Origin of the sequence: Streptomyces netropsis, from assembly GCF_014203545.1 — a bacterium.
GTDB lineage: Bacteria > Actinomycetota > Actinomycetes > Streptomycetales > Streptomycetaceae > Streptomyces > Streptomyces netropsis.
This window is the reverse complement of sequence record NZ_JACHJG010000012.1, coordinates 99535-118605: the sequence shown is the minus strand read 5'-3', so window position 1 is coordinate 118605 and position 19071 is coordinate 99535. Positions and strand designations below refer to the sequence as shown.

17 protein-coding genes and 3 pseudogenes are annotated in these 19071 nt (G+C 69.4%); 9 read left to right on the top strand and 11 right to left on the bottom strand.

Annotated features, from left to right (window positions below):
- Positions 1-6: 6 nt before the first annotated feature.
- From FHS38_RS25855 to FHS38_RS25840, 4 genes and pseudogenes are all read left to right on the top strand, one after another.
- The gene (locus FHS38_RS25855; RefSeq protein ID WP_184737386.1) at positions 7-4437 is read left to right on the top strand and encodes a WD40 repeat domain-containing protein; all 4431 of its coding nucleotides are present in this window, start codon (positions 7-9) and stop codon (positions 4435-4437) included.
- 399 nt (positions 4438-4836) lie between these two features.
- Positions 4837-5136 carry a hypothetical protein gene (locus FHS38_RS25850; RefSeq protein ID WP_184737384.1) on the top strand — a complete coding sequence of 100 codons (300 nt, stop codon included), beginning with the start codon at positions 4837-4839 and terminating at the stop codon, positions 5134-5136.
- A 181-nt stretch (positions 5137-5317) separates the two neighbouring features.
- Positions 5318-5563, top strand: a pseudogene (locus FHS38_RS25845) (macro domain-containing protein); the annotation flags it as partial.
- Positions 5448-6255 (top strand): annotated as a pseudogene (locus FHS38_RS25840) (IS5 family transposase); the annotation flags it as partial. The pseudogenes FHS38_RS25845 and FHS38_RS25840, both read left to right, overlap by 116 nt.
- 88 nt (positions 6256-6343) lie before the next feature.
- On the opposite strand, the gene FHS38_RS25835 reads toward FHS38_RS25840, so the two are convergent.
- The 5 genes and pseudogenes from FHS38_RS25835 to FHS38_RS25815 all read right to left on the bottom strand — a co-directional run.
- Positions 6344-6688, bottom strand: coding sequence for a hypothetical protein (locus tag FHS38_RS25835; protein ID WP_184737382.1), 345 nt, complete (start codon positions 6686-6688; stop codon positions 6344-6346).
- A gap of 16 nt (positions 6689-6704) precedes the next feature.
- Complete coding sequence (locus FHS38_RS35640) at positions 6705-7148, bottom strand: transposase family protein (RefSeq protein WP_229822086.1); 444 nt, start codon at positions 7146-7148, stop codon at positions 6705-6707.
- Between the two features lie 272 nt (positions 7149-7420).
- Positions 7421-8314: a methyltransferase domain-containing protein gene (locus FHS38_RS25825; protein ID WP_184737380.1), complete on the bottom strand. Its 894-nt coding sequence runs from the start codon at positions 8312-8314 to the stop codon at positions 7421-7423.
- A gap of 655 nt (positions 8315-8969) precedes the next feature.
- On the bottom strand, positions 8970-9386 hold the full coding sequence (locus tag FHS38_RS25820; RefSeq protein WP_184737378.1) for a hypothetical protein: 417 nt from the start codon (positions 9384-9386) through the stop codon (positions 8970-8972).
- A 175-nt stretch (positions 9387-9561) separates the two neighbouring features.
- Positions 9562-9699, bottom strand: a pseudogene (locus tag FHS38_RS25815) (transposase); the annotation flags it as partial.
- A 218-nt stretch (positions 9700-9917) separates the two neighbouring features.
- On the opposite strand from FHS38_RS25815, the gene FHS38_RS25810 reads away from it, so the two are divergent.
- Positions 9918-10724: a DUF6193 family natural product biosynthesis protein gene (locus FHS38_RS25810; protein WP_184737376.1), complete on the top strand. Its 807-nt coding sequence runs from the start codon at positions 9918-9920 to the stop codon at positions 10722-10724.
- Here FHS38_RS25810 and FHS38_RS35635 read toward each other — a convergent pair.
- Positions 10694-10822, bottom strand: a complete 129-nt coding sequence (locus FHS38_RS35635) for a hypothetical protein (protein ID WP_260420916.1) — start codon at positions 10820-10822, stop codon at positions 10694-10696. The genes FHS38_RS25810 and FHS38_RS35635 overlap by 31 nt on opposite strands.
- A gap of 5 nt (positions 10823-10827) precedes the next feature.
- Here FHS38_RS35635 and FHS38_RS25805 point away from each other — a divergent pair, with 5 nt between their 5' ends.
- Complete coding sequence (locus tag FHS38_RS25805) at positions 10828-11412, top strand: DinB family protein (RefSeq protein WP_184737374.1); 585 nt, start codon at positions 10828-10830, stop codon at positions 11410-11412.
- 49 nt (positions 11413-11461) lie between these two features.
- A complete protein-coding gene (locus tag FHS38_RS25800) occupies positions 11462-11782 on the top strand; it encodes a hypothetical protein (RefSeq protein ID WP_229821950.1) in 321 nt (106 codons plus the stop codon).
- Between the two features lie 168 nt (positions 11783-11950).
- On the opposite strand, the gene FHS38_RS25795 is transcribed toward FHS38_RS25800, so the two are convergent.
- From FHS38_RS25795 to rpmF, 3 genes are all read right to left on the bottom strand, one after another.
- Complete coding sequence (locus FHS38_RS25795) at positions 11951-12301, bottom strand: TroA family protein (protein ID WP_184737372.1); 351 nt, start codon at positions 12299-12301, stop codon at positions 11951-11953.
- 152 nt (positions 12302-12453) lie between these two features.
- Entirely contained in the window at positions 12454-13632 is a 1179-nt protein-coding gene (locus FHS38_RS25790) for a GTP-binding protein (protein WP_184737370.1), read from the bottom strand.
- Between the two features lie 6 nt (positions 13633-13638).
- Complete coding sequence (gene rpmF / locus FHS38_RS25785; RefSeq protein ID WP_184737368.1) at positions 13639-13809, bottom strand: 50S ribosomal protein L32; 171 nt, start codon at positions 13807-13809, stop codon at positions 13639-13641.
- Between the two features lie 472 nt (positions 13810-14281).
- Here rpmF and FHS38_RS25780 point away from each other — a divergent pair, with 472 nt between their 5' ends.
- Positions 14282-15601 carry an FAD-dependent monooxygenase gene (locus FHS38_RS25780; protein ID WP_184737610.1) on the top strand — a complete coding sequence of 440 codons (1320 nt, stop codon included), beginning with the start codon at positions 14282-14284 and terminating at the stop codon, positions 15599-15601.
- 207 nt (positions 15602-15808) lie between these two features.
- Here FHS38_RS25780 and FHS38_RS25775 read toward each other — a convergent pair whose 3' ends face one another.
- Positions 15809-16804 carry a GlxA family transcriptional regulator gene (locus tag FHS38_RS25775; RefSeq protein ID WP_184737366.1) on the bottom strand — a complete coding sequence of 332 codons (996 nt, stop codon included), beginning with the start codon at positions 16802-16804 and terminating at the stop codon, positions 15809-15811.
- A gap of 71 nt (positions 16805-16875) precedes the next feature.
- Between FHS38_RS25775 and FHS38_RS25770 the strand changes: the two genes are divergently transcribed.
- On the top strand, positions 16876-17523 hold the full coding sequence (locus FHS38_RS25770) for an HD domain-containing protein (protein WP_184737364.1): 648 nt from the start codon (positions 16876-16878) through the stop codon (positions 17521-17523).
- A gap of 127 nt (positions 17524-17650) precedes the next feature.
- On the opposite strand, the gene FHS38_RS36175 is transcribed toward FHS38_RS25770, so the two are convergent.
- Positions 17651-18916 carry an RICIN domain-containing protein gene (locus FHS38_RS36175; protein ID WP_184737362.1) on the bottom strand — a complete coding sequence of 422 codons (1266 nt, stop codon included), beginning with the start codon at positions 18914-18916 and terminating at the stop codon, positions 17651-17653.
- Between the last annotated feature and the right edge of the window lie 155 nt (positions 18917-19071).

Here is a 19071-nt window from a genome sequence, read left to right as displayed (position 1 = left end):
AAGCCGATGGCGAAAGCGGACCCGCGGGGAGACGGTCCGGGACGACGGCTGCTGATCGCCGCGGCCGTCGCACGCCACACGCAGGCACGGCAACTCGACGTACCCGCCCTCACCACCGCGCGGCAACAAATCGTCGACATCTTCACCGGCCCCCTCGGCTACACACTCCTCCCTCAACCGGGTATGAACCCCACCGAGGACGACTTGGCACAAGGTCTCCGCGCTCTGTGCCGCCAGGAGATCACGGCCGAGGACCATCTGGTTGTATATCTTAGCTGCCACGGACAGATCCTTGAGAACGGCCGCCACGTCCTGGTGGCCGCGGACGCCGATCCGGCCGACGAGGCCTTCCTGCTGCCGACCGTGCGGCTGGCCGAGGCCATGCTGCTCGAAACCCCACTGCGCCGGCTCCTGCTGATCCTCGACACCTGCTACTCGGGGCAGGGCGGTAACCAGGCCGCCGCCGCCGCGCTGAGCGGCATGGAACGCGACTGGAGCGGCCCCGGCGACTCAGGCCTGGTGATCATCACGGCGACCCGCCCCTTCGAACAGGCCAGTCCCGGCGCCTTCCCGCGCCTCCTTGCCGAAGCGATCAGCTCTCCCGCGACAGCTGGCCGGCTCCCTGCTGCCCTGGACCTGGGAACCGTCGTTGGTGCGATGAACGCCAACCCGGCCCGCCCGGCCCACCAGCACATCGGCTGGGCCGGCATCGGTCTGAGCGGACCCGTGCCCGACTTCCTCCCTGCCCTGCCCGCCTTCCTCCCCAACCCCCGCCACCGGCCAGCAGGTCCGGGCCTGGGCCCCGAACCGAGCCTGGACCTGAGCCTCCAACAAGCCGCCAGTTGGCAGTACGAGGCCGAACGCCGGGAACAGGAGTTCCAAAACCGCTTCCTCCGCAGTGCGCGGGCCGTGCCGCAGGACAGCTCCGGACGCCCCGCCGGCGTCGGGTCCTGGTGGTTCTCCGGCCGCCACGCCGCACTCACCGACATCGCCTCCTGGCTGGCCACTCCCAAGACACACGCCCCGGCGCTCGCCGTCACCGCGGGCCCCGGTGCGGGGAAGACGGCGCTCCTGGGCCTCGTGGCGGCCCTCACCAATGCCGCACGCAGAAGGTCCGTCCCCCTCAACAGCCTCGGCCTTCCTCGCCCCGCACAGCCACCGGTCGGCAGCATCGACCTGGCGCTGTATGCCGGAGGCCTGACGACACGACAGGTCCACGCGGGACTCGCGGCCGCGCTGGGATCGACGGCAGCCGACACCGATGCGTTGATCACGGTGCTCCGCCGGCGTCGCCACCACGGTGATCGGCCCTTCGCCGTCCTTCTCGACGCCCTCGACGAGGCGGTGGACCCATACGACCTGGCGACGAGCCTGCTGCGCCCCCTCCTCGCCGCCAGCACCGACAGCGAATCCCGGCCCGTGCGCCTGCTCCTGGGCACCCGCCCACACCTGCTGCCCCTGCTCGAGCCCGGGGGCGAACAGGCGCTGTACGGGCGCGCGAGTCACTGGCCGCCACCGGTGGTCGTCGACCTCGCGGAACCGCCTTATGCCGACTCCGACGGCCTGCACCGGTACACCATCCGGTGCCTGCTCGACGCAGAACCCGACAGCCCATACCGGGACCTCCCGCTCCCCCGGGTACAAGCCACCGCCCAGGCCGTGGTGGGTGCGGCAGACGGCTCCTTCCTCGTCGCGCGGATCGTCGCCGGCACCCTTGCGGCCGCGGACGCCCCCGCCGACCCGACCGACGCGGCCTGGACCCGATCGCTGCCCCGGCTGGCCGACACGGCCATGCGGAAAGACCTCGATACCCGGCTCGGCCGGGACGCGGACCGGGCCCGGGACCTGCTGCGCCCCTTGGCCTATGCCCGGGGCCAGGGGTTGCCCTGGGAGGACATATGGGCGCCCTTGGCCTCCGCGGTCTCCGGCCACCCGTACACCGACGCCGACCTGAGCTGGCTCCAAGACCAGGCCGGCGCGTACGTCGTGGAGACCCAGGAGGCCGGACGCTCGGTGTACCGGCTCTACCACCAGGCGCTCGCCGAATCCCTGCGGCAGGACAGACCGGGCACCGCCGGGACTCAACCGGCCGCCGAGTGGGAACGAGCAGTGCACCAGGCGTTCGTGAAGGTGCTCAGCGACATCCCCTACCGCGCCGACGCGACCAGGGACTGGTCCCGCGCCCACCCCTACGCCCTACGTCACCTCGCCAGCCATGCAGTGGCCGCCGACCGGATGGACAGCTTGGCCTCGGATGTCGGCTACTTGATCCACAGTGATCCCGACACCCTGTTGCCCGCCCTGCGCCACACGCGCACACCGGCCGGGCGTACGGCTCGCGACGTGTACACGGCCTCCTCGCACGCTCATCGCACCACCACGCCCGCCCGTCGACGGCGGATCCTCGCCGTCGACGCTGCCCGCTACCGGGCCACCGACCTCTCACTCGCGCTCAACGACGGTCTCTCGGTGCGCCCTCGCTGGGCCACCGGAGGCATGCTCAACCCCTTCCTTCACTCCTCGCTCACCGGCTCTTCTGCGGTGGCGGTCAGCACCGTCGACGGCGTCGCCGTCCTCGTCGCCGCCCGGGGCGGCCAGGTCGTCGTGTCGGACCTGACAACGGGACAGGCGACCGCCGTTTTCAGCGGACACTTCCGGCTCAGAGGCAAGCACTCAGGTGTCCTGCACGTGGCCTGCGCTGAGGTTGACGGCGAGCCGGTCGGCGTGTCGCACGCATTCGACGGCACCAGGGACGAGGTGGTGGTGTGGGATCTGCGCAGCGGCCGCCGGCGGTGCGCCCTCGACGACCACCCGCCCCGACTCGAGGCCATGGCTTGCACGGTTGTGGACGGCACCCCGGTGGCCGTCACCTGCGCGGGGTTGGGCGTGATGGTCTGGGATCTGCGGACCGGACGCCGACTGCGCACGCTGCCGTTCGAGGGGGCGAGGGGTGGCTGGGACACCACCCTCGCCTGCACCGCCATCGATGACGCACCCGTAGCCCTCGTGGCCATCACGACATCCCTGGAACACCCAGAGCGACCCATCACGGTCTGGGATCTCCGAACCGGTGCACTGCGTGCCGAACTCGGCGAGGCGAGTGGGGGGACACGAGCCATCACCTGCACGGAAGTGACGGGGGTCCCGGTTGCCGTCACCGCCACAAACGACACCGTCACGGTCTGGGACCTGCGGACCATGACAGTGCGACCCTCACCGATCCAGCGAACCGCGGTGCAGGACATGGACTGCCTCGTCGTGGACGGCACACCGCTGCTGATCACGGGGGAGTCCCGCGGATTCGGCAACGTCGTGAACGATGGGCGGCTCTCCGTCTGGGAACTGGACTCCGGGCGGCAGCGCGAGATGCGTCTGCCCAGAGTCCGCTCCATCGACATGGTCCACTGCGTCTACGCCGACGGCATCCCGGTGGCCGTGACGTCGTCCCGCTTCTCCGAGACGCTGGTCTGGGATCTGCGCGAAGCCCCCGGCCTCCCTGCCCCCATCGAAGGCCCAGTCCATCCGATCCAGGCAACAGCCTGCGGCAGGTTCGACGGTGAGCCAGTGGTGCTCACCGCCGGCGGCGACGACTGGGGCGACGAGCTCCGCACCGGTGAAGTGGTGCTGTGGAACCTCCGGGACGGGAGTGTCGTGGCGCGGATCCATTCGCACGCCTGGCCCGTCGGCTACGCGGCCCTGTCCGATGGCACGTCCCCCTTCTACGCCGTCACCGTCGGCGATGAACCTCGGGGCTCCGAGCAGTGGGTGTGGGACGGTGGGAGCCGGGACAGCCGCCGCCTGGGCGGCCCGGCCGGTGCCTACCTTGTCGGTCTGACCAATGTCGACGGAAGACCCCTTGCAGTCCTGGCCCAGCGCGCCGCCCGCGGCCAGCAGGCCGTCATCCTCTGGGACGTCGCTGCCGACCGGGAACACGCTGTCCTGAAACTCCATGAAGGCCCGGTGATCTGCACACGCATAGCGGACGCCCCCTTCCTCGTCACCGCTGGCCCCAACGACGTACTGACCCTCTGGGACCTCAGCACCGGGAAGCGTGGCGCCGCCCACCAGTTGCCGACCCGCGGGGTCACCTGCCTCGCCGAGGCGTGCCGGGACGGCATCCCGTCAGTGACCGTGGCCTTTGAGGACGCCAGCCTGGCCGTGATCGACCTGCTCGACGGCCGGTGCGCGGCTTCGTTCGAACTGCCGGATCGGGTGAAAGCCCTGACCTGCACAGGCACGCTCGGAGAGCCCCTCGCCGCACTGGTGACAGTGAAGGAGCCGGACCTGATCGAGGTCCGGGACCTCGAAACGGGCAACCTGCGGGAAGCCGTCCCAGCCCCCTACCCGGTCGAAAGTCTCACCTTCGCGGCCAACGGCTTCCTCGTAGCAGCGGCACAACGCGAACTCCTGGTCTTTGACATCCAGTTCGACCAGTGACTGCGCTACGGAACCGCTCCCCATGCTCCGTCCGCGCCAGGACGGCTCGCCCCGCATCACTGCTGCCAGGCCCGCCGGTGTGGCTCAGAATTCGGATTGCAGACGGAATTTCCTCTGTCCACGGTTCTGTCCGGCTCCCGCGGTGTGGACAAACGGGGCGAATATCCGGGCGCCGTCGTAGAAGATCACGCCGGCGCCGGGGTGCTGAGCGGACCCGCGGTCCGAATGGCCGAAGGTACTGCTGACCTTCGGTGAGGCGCCGTTGGCCAGGGCTGCCGACAGTTAAAGCTCGGCCCGGGCGGGGGTGACCTTCCCGTTCGCGTACAGGTTTGGCCAAGGCATCTGTGCGGGGGTGGTCGGGGGGCGGTGGGATCTGTGCCCGTGGCGGAGCCGCCGGTGATGGCCATCCAGATCCGGGCGCCGGTGGAGAAGGTGATCTCCACGCCGGAGGGGCACTCGTCGTTCTCCTGCCATGGCTGGGCGTCGGTGATGTCCGATGCCTGGTCCAGGACATCGAAAAGCAACGCCCTCACCACGGCCACCCTGCTCAACAGCGCCTTCTCCGGCCTGCAAGGGGACTACCTCATCACCGGAGACAAGGAGCGGACCGAGACCGCCCTCGACGAGCTCTGCGCGTGGATCGACTCCCGCGTACAGGCAGCCCGCAGCACCAACAGAACACCCGCCGCACCAGACTGACGCCGCGCCCGTCCACCTCCCGGCCATCCCCCGTCTCTCCGCCGCGGATTCCGGCCGGAGAGGCAGCCGGACATGGCGCAGCTCGTTTCCGATCTCGGCCCTGACGGCAACGAAAAACTCCCGCCAGAGCCGGGGCGCGTCTGTGCAATGGCCCTATGAACGGGGACTCAGGGGTGGGTGAATGCTCAACACCGTGGGCCCGGTGTTCTCCCGGGAGGAGGACCGCTCGAACCTTCTGGACTCCTGCTACCGCGAATCGCTCCGGGTCGCCGACGAGCTGGGCGCGAAGACGGTCGCTTTCCCCGCCGTCTCCACCGGCATTTTCCGCTGGCCGATGGACGACGCCGCACGCACGTCCGTGGAAGAGGTGCGCTTCGTCCTCTTCGACGAGGCCGCCTACGCGGCTTTCACCGCACAGGGAAACTGAGCCGAGCGGGACAGGCGTGGAACAGATCCTGCAGGCAGTCCAGGCTGATGCCGACGCGACCGGCAGTATCGGCTGGTCGATGGTCAGCGTGGACTCCACGGTGTGCCGGGCTCATCAACATGCCGTGGGCGCACGCAAGGAGGCGCCGCGCAATCCCGGAAAGCGCACCCGTCCGACGCAGCCCGTCCCGATGAGGCCCTGGGTCGTTCACGCGGCGGGTTGACGACGCAGATCCACGTGGTAGGTGAGGGCGGATTGCGGCCGTTGGCCATGCTGGTGACACCTGGGCAGTGGGGTGACGCCCCACAGGTGATTCCGGTTCTGGAACGTGGGCGGGCGCCGGGCCCGACCGGTGGTCATCCTCGTACCCGGCCAGGCCAGGCCACCTGAGCGACGACAAAGCCTATTCGTCCCGCCGGAACCGCCGATACTTGCGGCGTCGGCTGATCAAGCACACCATTCCCGAGCGGAACGACCAGCGGGCCAACCGCAAGCGTCGCGGCAGCGCAGGCGGCCGGCCCACCGGCTTCGACACGACGGTCTGCAAGCGCCGCAACGAGGTGGAGCGGCTGATCAACCGTTTGAAGAATTACCGGGCTGTGGCCACTCGCTCCGACAAGAGAACGTACGTGTTCCACGGCACCGTGACCGTCGCTGCCATACGCCTGTGGATACGCCCCTGGACGGGCTGAAGGAGGTTCATGCTGTTTGCACATCTGGCCCCTCCAGCAGCGGCTCACGTGCGGCTGGAGGAACCTGGGGCGGTCGCCGGCTGCGGGATTACTGGTTGAAGACGACGGAGCGGAACTTGAGCCCCTCGCCGCCGTAGCCACTGTGCGCCTTCAGGGCGAAGGACTCGCCCTCGCACTCAAGGTCGGTGTACACCGTCGCGATGCTGTTGGTGCGGTTGCGCGGGGAGTGCGCGGGCGTCGAATCCGGCTTGGCGACCTCGTCCAGGTCGATGCACTCCCGGGCCTTCGGGTCGTGCAGCCTGCCCTCGATGGTTTTGCCGTCACGGTTGTAAGTGAAAACGAACTGACCAGTCGCGGCGTTGGCCGAAGTAGGGACGGTCACGATAAGGGCGAGGGCGCCGAGGGCGCCACCAATCGCATGACGAAGACGCATATGCGTTCCCTTCTGCTCAGCGGCAGTCGGCCGACGGCCGACGATCCGTTCCGGAGCATGCCCTGCGGCCTCGGTGCCTTCGAGGAACCGCCGCGGCGTGTGGGGTGACATCAGGGGCGTACGGAAGTGATACCAGCACATGCCGTACGTGCACACGCCCTGCCGTTCCGGGGCCGGCCGCACCTCCCGGGGATGCCCCACCCATCGGACTGCCTGGCGGTGGTTTGTACGCTCTGCCGGCAGGGCGGTTGGCGGTGCCGCGTGGCTTGGGGCCTTCGGGCCCAGGCAGCAGAGGATCACAACGGATACCGAGGCGTTCGAGCACGCAGGTCGGGGCGTCGGCGATCCACTCGCCGACCGCCAGCAGTGAGGTGGCTCCGGTCAGTACGGCACACGCGCTCAGCGCGAGCACGGCGGCCAGGTCGTGGCGCGCTCTGCGCGGGTCACGCGGGTCGGGCACTTCGGTCAGACGCTCCAGCAGCCCCGGGATCTCCTCGGGGCGGGGTTCGGGCTGCTCGCGGAGTTGGTCAAGAGCAGCCGGGATCGGGGATGATGCCTCGGCAGGCACGGTCCTCCACTCGGATCACGGGGCGTCGAGAACTCCGTGATCTTCGAAGCCCGTGCGCGGGTTGGCCCCAGCTCCGGTGACGCGCGGCGCGCACCTGCGCGAGCTGCCTGGCCTCCCTCGACGAACAGCGCTGTGGGCAGGTCGGACAATGCCTGGATCCGCACCTAACCGAGTGCCGGCGGGTGCTCGGCTGGACGGCGTCCCCAGGCCGAGATCAGCGGCGCGAGTGTCAGGTCGAGTTTGCCCGCGTGGATGGCGGCCAGGTGCGCGTCGATCTCGGCGTCGTCGGCCAGGCCGGCCGCGAGCAGCTCGCCGCGCACGTGCCGGATGGTCGCCGCCTCCAGCCGGTCGCAGGCCAGCCCGCCGACCGGGAAAGAGCCCGCTGCGGCGACATCTACCAAGCCGGCCTCACGCAATGCCCGCGGCAGTGTCCGGCCGTAGCGCAGGTCCGCGCCGCGGCGCGTCAGCAGCTCCCGGACCGCGTCGCGCAGCCGGTTGGCCCGCCGCTGCGCAGGGCCGCTGTCGTCCAGGCATGCCAGTGGCTGCAGAGCGGTATCGGCGTCCTCGACCAGCAGCCAGCCGCCGGGCCGTAGCGCTGCCGCCATCGTGGCCAACGCCCGAGCCCGGTCGGGTACATGGACCAGCACGAGCCGGGCGTGCACCAGATCGAACGTCCCCGGCTCCGGGGGCGGATCAGCGGCGACGTCATGCCGGCGCACCTCGTACCCGTCGCCTGTCTTCAGCCACGACGGGTCGATGTCCGTGGTCAGCACGTACCCGGTCGGACCGACGGCCGCCGCGAGCGCCTCCGGGATACTGGGGCCACCGGCCCCCACTTCCCAGCAGCGCGAGCCGGCCCTGACCCCCAGTCGATCGAAATGCCCGCGCGTCACACCGTCGAACAGCTCGGCGAGCCAAACGAATCGCTCGCCCGCCTCGGCGCGCGCATTGTCCAGCAGATACCCGCGGGCGGGAGCGGGCTCTCCACCGAGCGCGGTAGTCCCGTCTATCGGATCCGGTCGCCCACCAACGTGCGGCGGGCGGGGCGAGGAGGTCATCACTACATGGTCAACCTCCCCAGGCCACCAGCGCCACGACGACGGGAGAGGGATGTCTCACACAGCCGGCGAACCCCGTATGTCCTACAGCACGGTTCTGCACCGTGACGCGCCGGAAGGGGTACATGTATTCGGCCCCCACAGCCGGCGCACCACGTGCGGAGCGGCGCGCTGACCGGACTGTCGGCTACGGCCGGTTCGACCTCGTACCGGACGCCTTCGATCACGACGCAAAGCCGGGGCCAGCGGATCCAGTAGACGCACGTCCCCGTTCATGACGGGTGGTACCTCTTCTCCAGTTCGGGATCCGGGGTGCCTCATCGGGAGAGAGGTCCGTCCGGCGGGCAACCCGCTGAACCTCCTCCTCGTCAGCGTCGCCGTCGCTCTGCCCATCCCGCGGGTGAGGGAGTGTGATGACGGGCGTCGACTCCAGAGCATGGTTGAGGACCTGCTGATCCACATCCGCACGGAAGGCGCAGCACACGCACCTGCCTGAAGTCTGCCTCGCAACTCATGGTCCAGTGCGGCGTTGAGCAGGCCGTGCGGGTCGTCTCCTCTCAACGCCACGAGCTCATGGAGAAGTTCGCCGAGCTTCGCACACCTCAGCCACTGAACACAGCAGCACGAGTTGCTCTACTTTGGTATGCAGCGCAGATTACGAGGGCCGGACCTGAGTGCCGGGATGGCAGATCGCAATGGCCCAGAGCTCGACAGCGGATGAAGTGGTATTTCGGGCCACAACAAACCAGCCGCTGAGGGTCGGTGAATTCGTCCTGACCTGGATGCCGACCTCGTTGTCAAAGGCGTTGTAGCCACCGCCCGTGGGCACTTGTCCGGATGGGCAGGAGACCAGGGATTGGCCGACCTCGCCAGACGGGATCACGACGCGGGGCGCATCAACCCGGGTATACACGTCTGCCTGCTGCGCATCGGGGTTCACTGCGGGCGCCTGCCTGTGGTGAGGCAGTGACGCTGCTCCTGGATGATCCGTTGCGTCAGGGGCGGCGATGGCCATTCCACCTGCGGCAAGGGCCGCGACGGTGACCAAAGTGGGGATCAAGAAGCGTTTCATTCTTCAGCCCTTCATGCCGCATGAGGCACCGCATTCTCTGATTACCCCCTCTACTCCCATCACCACCCTCATGTCGCCCGTTCGGAGTAGAGCAGTCAAAAGCCAAGGGTTGTCCCGTAGATGATCTTTGAGTGGTCGCGCCGGGGTCGTCAGCGGTGTGCGGGCCGCTCGTCCATCCGGCGAGGGCGAGGTTGTGCATGCGCGCGATGCCGAGCATGGCGTGGTGGACTCCCTCGCCTTTGAGGCGGCAGTCGCGGAGGAATCCCCCGGTCTTCAAACGGGCGAAGACGTGCTCGACGCGGGCGCGGACACGAAGCGTTCCTCAAGCTCGCCTGCTACCTGATGACCCACCGGCAGTTGCTGTCCCTGACCTGACCGCCATCTGCCTCACGCCGATAGACGGCTCCGGCGAACTGCTTGCATGAACCGCGACGCACCGCAGTCCGCACTTGCCCCAGATTCGGGTGGGGGACTCGGCCCCTGGGACAGCGGCCACATAACATGACCAGCCGGACGAGAGGAAGATCACCTGTGAGCGCACAGTCCCCGCACGACGGGCCAAAGATGGATGCCGCGCTCTACCCGGAGCTCAGCCCCGACGCCGGCGACCCGGGCGCTGGGCTACGACGCTTCGCGGCAGCAGCCGGAATCACCCTGGCGCCCCTGCATGTCACGGAATGGGCATCGGCACCTCACGGGCCGGTCACGCTCGTCGTCAAGGCAGACCGCGGGATCGTCCGTGTCGCCCTGGAACGCGACCGCCGCGAAATCCAGGTCGACCTGACGATGCCCTGGCTGGGAGCAGCCCTTTCCGGGCATGCCGAGACGCTGACGGACGTGGCGCAGGCGCTCGACGACTGGCAGCGTGGCGACGCACTCACCGTGATCGCCGGCCGTCGGGGGTGGCTCGCCGCCTCCCCGCGCGCAGTGGCACACGAGGAGGGGCGCACAGTCGAGTACGCGTGGGACGTGGCGAGGGCCGCGACCGCAGGCCAGTGGAACGGTCCTCTCGTGGAAGGGGCATACAACACCCCGGAGCTTCGCCAACTCGCCCCGTTCGTCACCCACGGCACGCTCACATTCCACCGCTCCCCCATGCCTCCCTTCTCCCATGACCTCTTCGAGATAGGCCCCGCCGAGAACGACAGCTGGCGGGTCGGTAGCCGACAAACACCACTCGGCACGCACACCGTTGTCACCACCGTTGCCGAAGCAATCGCCCTGGTCGTAGAGGCGCTGCCCCCGGACTGTAATCCGGCCGTCCAGGCCAGTGACTCCGAACTCGACCAGCTACCTAAGAGGGTGTCTCACGTGGCAAGTTTCGCGAGCTTCTTGTAGCAGGTCCGGGTGGCGGCCATGGCCAGGCCTCGGCTCTGCCAGTCGTTGCGGACCACGTACGGGATCTTGAGACCACGAGCAGCCCATGGCAGGCTCATGCCGCATGATCGATGAATTCGCGAAGGACAACCTGCACGGGAGACTGCGGCGGGACCGCAAGGCGCTGCTCTGGAAACTCGACGGCTTGTCCGAATACGACGCCCGCCGACCTTTGACAGCGACCGGGACCAACCTCCTCGGCCTGGTCAAACACGTGGCCACCGTCGAGGCCAGGTACTTCGGCGAGGTCTTCGGCCGCCCTTCCCCGGAACCGCTGCCCCGGTGGCAGGACTCCGACGGCAGCGATCTGTGGGCGACCGAGGACGAGACCCGCGATCAGATCATCGGGTTCTACCGGCGCACGTGGGAACACTCGGACGCGACGATCAACGAGCTTCCCCTCGACACCCCCGGCCACGTGCCGTGGTGGCCGGAGCCTTATCCCAACACGAACCTGTTCGCCGTCATGGTCCATGTCCTCGGCGAGTCCAACCGGCATACCGGACACGCCGACATCCTGCGCGAGGGCCTCGACGGCCGGACCGGGGTGCGCCCCGAACACGAGAAGCAGATCGACGAGGAAGCCCGTGCAGCCTGCTGCGCGAAGATCGAGCAGGCCGCCAGGTCGGCCGCACCAATCAAGGCTTAGAGGGTGTCTCACGTGACGTGATGTTCGTACGGCATGATGCCGGGCGTAGGTGCTGATCTATCGAAGCGTCTGGTTCCTGATGAACTCCGGGAACCGACCGCCCCGTTGCTGCCGTCGTTCGCTGCTGAGCCGTGACAATGACGAGGAACGGTCCACCGTCACCACCCTGCTGCGGAAGGCGGCCGCAGCAGGCCAGATCGACCCCGCCCTGAACCCGGACGACACCGCAGCCTGGGTCATGGCTCTCATCGCCGCTCTCTACACCAGCGCCGTCACCGACCCATCCTTCACCGCAGCCGATCAACTCCCCACCCTGCGCCTCATCCTCCAACGCTTCCTACGGCCCAACACCTACCAGGAGCCGGAGTGATGAACGGGCCTCCCACAAGGGCCCGATACAGCGGCAGACAACACACGGTGATCTTCCGGCTGCGTCGGCGGCGAATACGCGACACCTCAACATGCGCGCCTACCAACCGCACCCCGATCCGGAGTTGTGGAACAGGCTTGCGGTTGCTGTCCCGCCAGTTGACGACGTTCATTTCGGCGTCGTGGTCCCGCTCGTCCAGAACATGTGGCCGAGCCTCGGCGGCGCCTGCTCGGTCGGTTGCGGGGCCGCCGCGGTGCTGCTCGGATGCTGTTGTGGGGCAGCGCTGTAAGGGGATTCGGTTCGTCGTGTTACGGCGGGAACTGCGTTCGCCATCGCCCGCGAACGATACTGCTCGCCCGAGGCCGAGGTCTGCTGGTTATGGACCAGTGCCTTCACCCGCTTGCCCGTGAACAGGTCGAGCATCTGCCGCATGCTGCTCGCGGAGACCTCGGTGCCCTCCTCGACGGCCGACCTGAAGTCCGCGGGTGTCATGTCGCGCAGTCCGCTCGCCTCTTCCACCGGAGCGGCATTGTCGCCACCTGCCGGCTCGGGGCCGGGGCAAGGAAGCCCCGTCGGGAATATCGCAGCGGGGCCCTGCGTCAGGGGTGGTCACAGAGGGAATTGCCGGGCTGGACGGTGCCGTGGCTGCGACCACCGTCCAGCCCGGAGTCTCACATCGCCTCGGCGAGAGCGTTCTCGTGCTCGCAGGCGCCGTCGATTCCGTACGTCTGCCAGGCGGGGAAGTCGTCTTCGGCGGGCACGGGCTCTCCCTCGGCCAGCAGGCACGCCTCCAAGGCGGCGTGCAGGGCCTCGGCGTGCAGGCCGGTGCCGATGAAAACCAGCTCCTGACCCTGTGCGGTCTCCGGCCCGCGGGCACCCGACGGCTCGAAACGGGCCACCGACCCGGCCTGCGACCATAGACCGGTCACGCGAGGACGGCTGGCCAACCAGAAGAATCCCTTGGAGCGCAGGACCCGGCCGAAGGCACCGCTGTCGAGGGCCTCGGTGACGAACGCCCACAGCCGCCCGGGGTGGAAGGGGCGGTCGGAGCGGAAGACCGTGGAGGAGATGCCGTACTCCTCCGTCTCCGGCACGTGGTCGCCATTGATCTCCTTCACCCGGCCGGGAGACTGCTGCGCCTTCTCGACGTCGAAGGCTCCCGTGCCGAGGACCGCGTCGAGCGGCACGCGACCCCGTTCCGCAGGAACGATCCGGGCGGCAGGATTGAGCCGGGAGAGCGCGGCGCGCAGGCGCGCCGCCTCGGCCCGCTCGACGAGGTCCAGCTTGTTGAGGACGATGACGTCCGCGAACTCGACCTGGTCCACCAGCAGGTCACTGACGGTGCGTTCATCGCCCTCGTACTGGTCGAGTCCGCGTGCCGAGAGTTCGTCCCCGCCCTCGAGTTCGGGCAGGAAACCGGCCGCGTCGACGATGGTGACCATGGTGTCGAGGCGGGCCAGGTCGCCAAGGGTGGCGCCGTCGTCGCGCGGGAACGAGAAGGTGGCGGCGACGGGCATCGGCTCGGAGATGCCGCTCGACTCGATCAGCAGATAGTCGAAGCGTCCCTCACGGGCCAGCCTGTCCACCTCCTCCAGCAGGTCGTCGCGCAGGGTGCAGCAGATGCACCCGTTGGTCATCTCGACGAGCCGCTCCTCGGTGCGGGAGAGGGCCGCCTCGCCGCCGCGCACCAGCGCGGCGTCGATGTTGACCTCGCTCATGTCGTTGACGATGACGGCGACGCGCAGGCCCTCGCGGTTGCCCAGGACATGGTTGAGCAGGGTGGTCTTGCCCGCACCGAGGAATCCGGACAGGACGGTCACCGGCAGCCGGTCGTGCGTCGGCACGGTCATCCGCCCTCAGCCCTCGGGGCGCAGCAGGCCGCGCTCGTAGGCCTTCACCAGCCGCTGCGGCACCTGGTGGACCGAGCCGTCGATCGTGACGGGCACCAGCTGGACGGTGGCGGCCTTCCACTGGGCACGGCGGTGACGGGTGTTGCTGCGGGACATCTTCCGCTTGGGAACGGCCATGGGAACCTCCGGGCTGAGTTGGGCGGGGCTCGCACACTATAAATGAAAATGAATCCCATTGCACATAGGGGCTCCCTTGGCTCCGCCCCCGCCGCTGAACGCACCTGTCCACTGCCACGGGCGAAGACGTGCGGGACCCGACGCCCAGCCCGGTCTGCGGAAGGTTGGCGGAGTGGGGTCCGTCAAGCATGTGCGACTCGACCTGACCGACACTCCCAAGTCCAACATGACCCGCGACTACCTACTCGAGTGTGCGGAGCCCCATGAACGTGAGGCTGTCAACTCCCCTGACACGAAACCGGTTTGCGCTGGACGGTTGGACCGGCGGTCCGGGCCCGTCACCACCGCGTACTGGACGTGCGCGGCGGGTAGCCAGATGCTGATGGCAGCGGCGGCCGGGGACGGTGTGCGAGTGGCGATGGCCGCCGTGCCGATCGGTGCCCACGGCCCCGGCGAGAGGCAGGACAGACCGATGAGAGTGACCGTCGTCGGCGGCGGCATCGCGGGGCTGACCTGCGCCCTGAGCCTGCACGCCGCCGGTTTCGAGCCACAGGTGTGCGAATCGGCGCGGGCGGTCGAGGCCGTAGGCGTGGGGATCAACCTGCTGCCCCACGCCGTACGGGAACTCTCCGAACTCGGCCTGGCCCGCGAACTGGCCACCATCGCGCTGCCCCCACATCGCCTGAGCTATCGAGACCGGACGGGCGAACCGGTCTGGGAGGAGCCGCTGGGAACCGCGGCCGGCTACCGCTGGCCGCAGCACTCCGTACACCGCGGGCGTCTGCACATGCTGTTGCTGGCGGCGGTACGCGAGCGCCTGGGGCCGGACGCGGTCCGTACCGGCCTGCGGTTCCGGCGCTTCGAGCAGAGCACCGACGGTGTCCGCGCCCACTTCCTGGACCGGACGAACGGCCTGCCCGCGGTGGAAGACGCGGACGTACTGGTCGGCGCCGACGGCATCGACTCCGCGGTACGCGCCCAGCTCCACCCGGGCGAGGGCCCTCCGACGGGGAACGGCGTCCACATGTGGCGCGGGGTCGCGCACCACTGTCACATCCTCGACGGCCGCTCGATCGTGGTGGCCGGAGGCACCCCCGGCGCGAAGTTCGTCGTCTACCCGATCGAGGACCCGGCGACCGCGGGCGGCGACGCCCTGATGAACTGGGTGCTGGAGGTCCGGCACGGGCCGTCTGCCCCGCCTCCGGGCGAAACCGGCCGCCGCATCACGACAGCGGAGGCCCACGCCGCGATGGCGTCCTGGAACCTGCCGTGGATCGACCTCGGGGCACTGGTCGAGCACTCGTCGGCGATCCTCGAGTACCCGATGCTCGACCGTGATCCGTTGGCGCGCTGGAGCTTCGGCCGGGTCACCCTGGTGGGCGACGCCGCACATCCAATGTTCCCCATGGGTATGAACGGCGGATCGCAGTCCATCGTCGACACCCGGGTCCTGGCCTGGTGCCTGGCCCGGGAAAGCGGCCCCGCGGCCGCGCTCCGCCGCTACGACCGGATGCGCCGGCCGACCGTCAATGCGGTCGTGCTGGCCAACCGCGAGCTGGGACCGGAAGAGATCATCGCGCGGGCAGTGGACCACGGCGGCCCTCTGCCCGCCGGCCGGGCCGAGGAGATCGCCACCCGCTACAGAAGGCTGGCCCAGGCCACCGCGGCCCAGGTCAACTCCCACACCTCCTGGACGATCCCGAGCCCGGCCACGGACCGGGCGCGTCCGACCGCGGGCGACACAGGTACGGCCGCCGTCGCCGAGGTCGATCGCGATCGGCCGGCGCACTGACGGGCTCCCCCGGGCGCCGACGTTGTCCGGCCGACCAGGGCCGCGCTGGACATCCCGACCGCCGGCTGCGCGCCGATCACGCCCTGCTCCATCACGTGCCACAGCAGCCACGCCGTGAACCCGCCCATCGGGCCGTCCGTGCGGGCCTCCGGCTGAACCGAGCGGATCTCCGCTGTCAGAGCGATTCGGACGCTGTAGCGGGACCAGTCACGGACCCGGGCGGAACGACGCGCCGTCTGCGGCGGCCGCGGAGTGGAACGTTTCGCGGTAGACGCTGGGTGCCACCCCGACGTGGGCTTTGAACAACGTCCGGAAGTTGGCCGGTGTGCCCAGGCCGCAGTGCCGTGCCACGGCTTCCACCGTCGGTTCGCCTGCTTCCAGGAGTTCCCTCGCCCGGGCGAGTCTGGCGTCGAGCAGCCATCGCATGGGCGGCCGGCCGGTCTCGGCGTGGAAGCGGCGGATGAGGGTCCGGCGGGACGTACCGGCCCGGTGCGCCAGTTGGTCGACGGTGAGCGGCTGGTGCAGGTTGCGCAGTGCCCACTCGTACACCTGCGCCAGTCCGTCGGAACGCTCCGGGCGCCCCGGCAGGTCGATGAACTGGGCCTGGCCGCCCGTGCGGTGCGGGGCGGCCACCAGCAGACGCGCCTGCTGGTTGGCCACGCGGGCGCCGTGGTCCCGGCGGATGAGGTGCAGGCACAGGTCCAGACCCGCGGCGACGCCGGCCGAGGTCAGAACCTGGCCCTCGTCGACGTACAGCACTTCCGGCCGCACCGACACCCGGGGAAACCGCTCGGCCAGAGCCGCCGCGTACTGCCAGTGCGTGGTGGCCTGCCGCCCGTCGAGCACTCCGGCGGCGGCGAGGGCGAACGCGCCGGTACAGATGGACACCATGCGGGCGCCGCGGGCAGCCGCCCGCGCCAGCGCGGTCGTGACCGCGTCCGACGGCTTCTCCGGTTCCACATAGCCCGGGACGATGACGGTGTCCGCGGATTCCAGGCAGTCCAGCCCGTGCACGACGGACAGCGCCGGGCCGCCGTGCATCGGCACGGTTCCGGGCCGCTCCGCGCACACCGTGAGCCGGTACGGCCCGTCCCGCCAGCTCCCGAAGACCTGCAGGGGGATCCCGATGTCCAGGGCGAGGACGTTCTCCAGGGCCACCACGACCACGTGGTGCGCGGTACCGGCCGCTGGATTCCTCCGCATGGCACGATCCTATCGCCACATGGCATCCATGCCACTCACGCCGCCGTCCGGGCCGCGCCTACGGTCGTGTCATGAACGATTCCCCCTTGGTGCCGGCACTGCCGGACACCTCAGTGGCCCGCAGCGCCGTCACGTACGTCCGGTCCTGCGAAAGCGAGCCCGTCGCCAACCACAGCATCCGCAGCTACGTGTTCGCCGCCCTCCTGGCCGAGCACGAAGGGCTGAAGCCTGCCGCCGACTTCGACCCCGACCTCCTCTTCCACGCCTGCGTGCTGCATGACCTCGGAACCTCGCCCTCGGCCCCCGGCGCAGAGCGCTTCGAGGTCGAGGGCGCGGACATGGCCGCCCGCTTCCTCACCGAGCACGGCTACGGAGCACAGGCGGTCGACCCGGTCTGGGAGGCGATCGCACTGCACGCCACGCCCGGCATCGCCGAACGCCGCGGGGTGCTGGCGTACCTCACCCACCGAGGCATCGGGGCGGACTTCGGCATCGGAGCCGACTTCGTGACGGACGCCCAGGGCGCGGCCGTGCACGGCAGCCACCCGAGGCTGAACATGGTCACCGCGCTGGTCGACGACATCGTGCGGCATGCCACCCGCTCCCCGCAGGCCGGCGCCCGCTACACCCTCGGGGGCGAGTTCCTCCGCGAGCGCGCCGAACCCGGAGCCGCGACCTTCCTCGAACGCGCGGCCCCGACGTCCCGCTGGGGTACGTGAGAGCCACCACCGGGTGATGCGCCAGGCGCAACCTCGGCCGAAGTCTCAGGAGGGAGCCCGCGTCCTGCCGAGCCGGAGACGCCGATGCGCGCGGGGGCGGGGAGCGCGGCGCTCCCCGCCCGCGGGATCAGAACTGTGGGTGGAGGTAGAAGGTCTCGTTGACGGCGGGGGTGCCATTGGGGTTCGTCTGGTAGGGCCACTGGATGACCCAGGTGCCGTCGCCCGTGCCGTTGCCGCGGATGTTGGCGAAGCGGTGGGTGCCGTTGTCGCGCAGCACGGTGAGGTTGGGGAAGCGCGGTTCGGGGTGTTCGAGGGTGAAGTTCTGGGTGTCGCGCCCGTAGCCACCCGGTAGTGGGGCGCCGTCCCAGTTGTGGCAGTCCCAGACGTTCAGCCAGTCGCCGTCGCCACTGCTCTGCCCTCGGTTGACGTCGAGGCACTTGCCGCTGCCGGCGCTGACCAGCTTGTACAGCGGCTGTCCCGACTCTCCCTTGCGGCCCACCGGTCGCAGCGTCCAGCGCTGGTTGGCCGCGCCGTTGGCGTGGTAGGTGATCACGTGGGTGCCGTTGGCGGTGTTGCCGCGGTAGACGTCGAGGAGCCGGTCGCTGTTGTCGGCGTGGATGGTGAACTGCTGCGGCCCTGCCGCGGCCTGCAGGGCGCTGAAGCCGACGGGCCAGTGGTCGCTGCCGTAGTTGGGGTTGACCGTTGCCTGCCAGTTGTCGGTGTCGACGTTGGAGACCATGTAGTCCAGTTCGTTGCCGTTCTGCTGGGTGGCCTGACCGCTGTTGTAGATCAGTCCGTTGCCGGGCATGTAGCGGTCGCCCTGCAGATCGCCCGGAGCGCGGTTGTAGTCGCCCAGTGCCGCCCAGTTCCCGACGTTCTGCTGGAAGGCGGTGTTCGAGACCTGGCGTACCAGGTAGGCGGCGTCATTCGGCCTGCCGCCGTTGGATGCGGCGTGGAGGGAAGCGAACATGATGTTGTCGCCGGTGTTCGTGACGGCCAGGGCCGAGCGGTAGACGCTGCCGATCTCCTGTACCCGGTTGGGTACCCAGGAGGTGACGATGCCCAGGTTCCGGGACCGCTGGTGCAGGATGTACAGGTACCGGTAGGAGCCGCCGCCGATGGGCCACAGGTACGAGGTGATGTTGCCCGTCTGTCCGTCCCGGACGGCTCCGGCGGGCGGTCTGTTGGGCACTTCCTGGAGGGCCACCACGTCGAAGGTGCGGGCCAGGGTGCGCGCCCCGTCCCAGCGGGTGGTGCCGACCTGCATGTTCCAGGTGGCCATGCGGTGCGAGTCCGGCGCGGCGGCGGAGGCGGTCCCGCCGCCCGCGATCAGCATCCCGAGCGCGAGCAGCACGGCGGTGAGCAGCGCGCCCAGGCGACGTAACGCCTTCACTGGAGCCCCTGAGGCGGGTGGGAAGGCCCGGCCTCTTCGGGAGAATGAGGGAAACATGCCCGGCAGTATTCACGTCAACTCCACGACATCTCAAGGGTAGTTGAAGAACTATCGGCCCAATGAGTGTCGGACGGGTCGTCAGGAACTACGTCACC